The organism is Gallintestinimicrobium propionicum, from assembly GCF_025567525.1.
In the GTDB taxonomy this organism is placed as follows: domain Bacteria; phylum Bacillota; class Clostridia; order Lachnospirales; family Lachnospiraceae; genus Gallintestinimicrobium; species Gallintestinimicrobium propionicum.
This window is the reverse complement of the sequence record NZ_JAOQJY010000037.1, coordinates 5,651-9,798: the sequence shown is the minus strand read 5'-3', so window position 1 is coordinate 9,798 and position 4,148 is coordinate 5,651. Positions and strand designations below refer to the sequence as shown.

At 48.3% G+C, this 4,148-nt stretch carries 4 protein-coding genes; all 4 read right to left on the bottom strand.

All coding sequences use genetic code 11. From position 1 onward, the window contains the following. A partial coding sequence (locus OCV62_RS17615; protein WP_262588292.1) for a hypothetical protein occupies positions 1 to 658 on the bottom strand: 658 nt, incomplete at its 3' end. An 89-nt stretch (positions 659 to 747) separates the two neighbouring features. Next, entirely contained in the window at positions 748 to 1,350 is a 603-nt protein-coding gene (locus tag OCV62_RS17610; protein ID WP_117485592.1) for an alpha/beta fold hydrolase, read from the bottom strand. A gap of 408 nt (positions 1,351 to 1,758) precedes the next feature. Beyond that, the gene (locus OCV62_RS17605) at positions 1,759 to 1,974 is read right to left on the bottom strand and encodes a transposon-transfer assisting family protein (protein ID WP_118667383.1); all 216 of its coding nucleotides are present in this window, start codon (positions 1,972 to 1,974) and stop codon (positions 1,759 to 1,761) included. A 1-nt stretch (position 1,975) separates the two neighbouring features. Next, on the bottom strand, positions 1,976 to 4,148 hold a 2,173-nt coding region (locus OCV62_RS17600; protein ID WP_262588288.1), incomplete at its 5' end, for an LPD28 domain-containing protein.

Here is a 4,148-nt window from a genome sequence, read left to right as displayed (position 1 = left end):
TGGACGGGGTGTTGAAATCAAAGATCGCCATAAAATCTTCGTGGTCGAAGTAGTGTTCCGGCTCCAGTCCGCAGCGGGACATCAAAGCGTAAGTGATGCTGACGGTGGCGGCTGCCTTAAACTGCACTCCGATGTTAAACTCATCATATTCCTCCAAAAAGGAACCGTCAACGATATAGAAGAAGTCCTGCTGATGCTCCGTCCAGTATTCCTCAGCCAGTTTTCCGGCTACCTCAGTGAGCTGTCCGGCAAGGTCATCACCGGAAACATCATAGGTGCGTTCCAGCATGACCTGCACGGAATCCAGATGGCGCTCCTCCAGCTGCCACAGCCAGGGAGTGCGGGAATGTTCACGGGTCCCGGTGTCCGTGATGTCGAACACATAGCGCAAACGGGGTTTATCACCGGAATCGTCCACCAGAGCAATCCCTTTGGAACCGCGCCTTACATACCGGCCCATCTTTTCATTCCACAAATCGTACTCCGCACAGGCGGTGGCGTCCGGTCGCTGGGCATAGATCATCAGCTGCTCGTGGAACGGGTACTTGTAAAGGCGGGAAGCAGTAGTGAGAAACCCTGCCCATTCCTGCCAGCTTCCCGTGAGCTGCGTTGTCACCTTCTCCGCCATCTGTGCATATAGTTCAGCTTTGGTTGGCATGGTGTTCTGTCCTCCTTTCGGTTTTTGGGTAAAAGAAAAGCAGGAAACCTAAACGATTTCCTGCTAAGTAAAACTGTGAATATTACATTTTAGTTATTTAATATCTCTGCAATCGTGTTTGGTGCATATTTATTGAGTTCATGTCCTGCATTTGGAACGATGTGCAAAGTGGCTTGGGGTAGCAGTTCTTTTAGCCTTTTAGAAGCCTTTAGATTGGCAGCATCCTTTTTGCCACACAAAATTGTCACTGGACAACGAATATTGTTTAATTGAGAAGTAAAATCCAATGACCGCATAGAGTGAGCCAATTTTATGGTGCTGCTTTTTGATAGTCCCATACTTTCAAAAGCCTTGTCTGGCATACAACGGAAGATAAGATTTTGAAAATCTATCAGTAAACTTGGAACTTTATATTGTGCGCCAATCAAAACCAGCGAAGCCACTTTTTCTTCATGCCGAATAGCAAAATCAATCGCAAGAAGCGCACCTAACGAAAGGCCGCAGATACGAAGCGGCTCTTTTACTTCTGAATACCGCTGTTCTAAATCGCCCAAAATCTGCGAATATGATATTTCATCTTCTGCTGAAGAAAAAAGTTCTGGGCAATCGACATCGGAAATTGATAGTTGTTGGACTACTTCTTTCCAGTCCTGTGCAGTTTGTCCCAACCCATGTAAAAGAACCGTTTTCATTAAACACCTCCTAAGTTCAAGATAATCATCAATGCACAAACAAACTGGAATTGTTTACTGTTTCTTCTTTACAACGAAACCAATAACGAACAAAATAATTGCAGGAATTACCAAAAACAAAGCATTTACTAACACCCACAAATAAAAAGGTGCAGAGTTTAGCGATGTTGAGTATTGAGTATAATCAACGATGCTCTTAATAACAAATACAATCAACAGAATGAGACTCACAATGTTGCATATCATAGGTACTTTCTGTTTCATTCTAAACACCTCAATAAATTATTGTTTGTTGCTTAGATTATACTTCATCCATCTCTCTAAGTATAGTGGGATATTGTGATGAAAGTGAGAGAAATCGCTTATCCGTCAGACAATTTCTCTCACTATATTTTTTACACGATAAATTTACTGGTCAAAATCCGGGTACAGCTCCAGCTGGGAAAAGTCCTCATCGGTCATCACGCAGAGCTTCATAAGGGCGCTGTCGGTCAGCTCACTCAGTTCCGTTTCCTCCGGTGATAGCTCGCCGCGCATCTCACGCAGGCTGTCGATCAATCCGGTGCGGCTACCGGTATTGTAAATGCACATCAGGTTCATTTCCTCAAAAGTAAAGTTTCCCATATCAAATCTCCCTTTCCGCACTCTTTTTGGGTGCTGTCTTTTTGTGTTCTGTCTTGGGCTGGCCTTTCAGCTGCTCCATGACGGACTTTTTCTTTTCCCGTTCCTCCCGATGGGTGGCGGCTGCCAACTCCATCAGGGAAATGGGCTGACCGCTTCGGGCCTGCTGTTCCAGTTCTGCCACCGTGGGTTCTTTTGCGCCATTGTTGATGATACCGTCGATCATGCCGTAATCGTCCTCCACGGCCATCTCCGCATTTTTCAGCGGATTTTCCGGCAGGAATCCGGGGATCTGGGTAAAGCCAACACTGTCACAGTAATGACAGGATACCTTACCGTCCTGCCTGACCGCAACGATGTCGCTGACGCTCATGGAAGGGCTGTGAAAGTCCACGGGCTTTTCCAGATTGAATTGCTGATAGAGTTTTTCCAGCTGCTCCGGCACAGTGCCAGACTCCCTCAGAGGAGCTGTGTAAATGAGGTCATAATTGTTGCGGTCTATGGAAATGTCATGGGCCTTTAGCCAGTCCAGATTCATAAAGCGCACATTCTGCGGATCGTCACGGCTCACCTGGTAGATGGCAAAGCAGTTTCTGTTCTGGGAGAGAAATGCCTGTTCCCGTTCCTGCTGATGTTCCAGACGCTCCATGACCTTTTCGTGGAACTGAGGGCTTTTCTCCCATTCCTCACGGTCCACGCCAAAAAGACCACCATGATCCATGATTTCCTGCGGGTCAAACACCATGCTCTCCGTATTGTCCTCATGCAGCACATAGACGGTCAAACCGGCGGCATCCAGTTCCAGCGCCCGTTCTCTGGTAACAGGGAGCATCCCATCATAGGAGTAGCCGTATTCCTGCATATCCGGTGTGGAGACCTGCTCATCAGGCATGGGGTATTCATCCAGTGCCTGCTCCTGTGCTTCCGGCAGCTGAGAAGAAGCAGTTATCTGACCGACCTCTGCCTGCATCTGCTGATAGGCAGCGTCCTGCAAGGTCTCAATCATGGACAACGGTGCGTATTTTACCGAGTCTCTACCCAAATCGTTGTCATCACAAATCTGGAGAACTGCCTTCATGCGGGAAATCTCCGGCATATCCAGCTGACCACCATCCAGCTCTTTCATGGACGCAGCATCGTAAAGAGTGTAGTCCCATCCGCTGTCACAAGGTTGGATATGAAGATAGGTAGTATCGTTGATCAGAAACAAAGCCTCCTGCTGGTTGGCATCCGCCCCCAGTACCTCCATTTCCGGCATGGCCGCAGCCAGTTCCTTTACCGCTTTCTGTACCAGCGGATTGTCACGGTAATAGTCGATTGCCTGAATAGTGTCCAGGTCAATGGTCTGCCCGGTCAAAATCGGAAACGGTCCTTCATAGTCGCTTCCGTCTTTCAGCTCAAAACCAATCCCTTTGACCCCGTTCATTCGCTCTGCCGGAATTTCCTGATAGATGCGGACCGCCTCCTCCAAAGACAGGTTATCGTGATATTCTCCAAGGTTTGAAAACTCCATGCACTCTGCTACATAGTAGGTTAGATTGCCGGTCGGCTGCTCTATCGGGGCGGTTTCCGGCTCTGCCTTTGCATGGGGATCAATCCCACGCTCTTTGCATATTTCCTTATAGTGGCGCTCAATGTCAGAGATCAAAGTGCCGGAGGTCTTATTGATGGTCTCCAAACTGGCTCTCAGCTCTTTCAGTTCCTTGCCCTGACTCCAGCTTGCAATATAGCCGAAGCTGTTTTCTCCGGTCTCAATGCCAAAATATTTGCAGACCGCATAGGAGATGCTTTCAGCCTCCACTTCCTCCGTGTGGCGGTCTTTCCTCTGTTCTTGCAAAAACTGGGTGAGGGTAGAAAAGCCGCCAACAAAATTCAGCCCTTCTTCCTCGGTCAGCATCAGGCGTCCATCTTCCGCCAGCTCCAGCGGCTCTGTCAGCAGAACGGAACCTGCATGGTTTACAACCACTTGTTCTTCTACACAGACCGGCTCTCCGGGGTCGTAGTCAGAACCGCGCAGGTCATAGCAATAAACGCCCTCCGGCAGATTATCACGGACAATCCGCCCATTGGAGAACAGACCGGGTTTATCAAATAGCTCGATCTCCTGATATTGCTCGTCATTGGCAATCTGAATCTTTTTCTGATTGTGGAGCTTGCTGTGGGCAATCTCATGAACC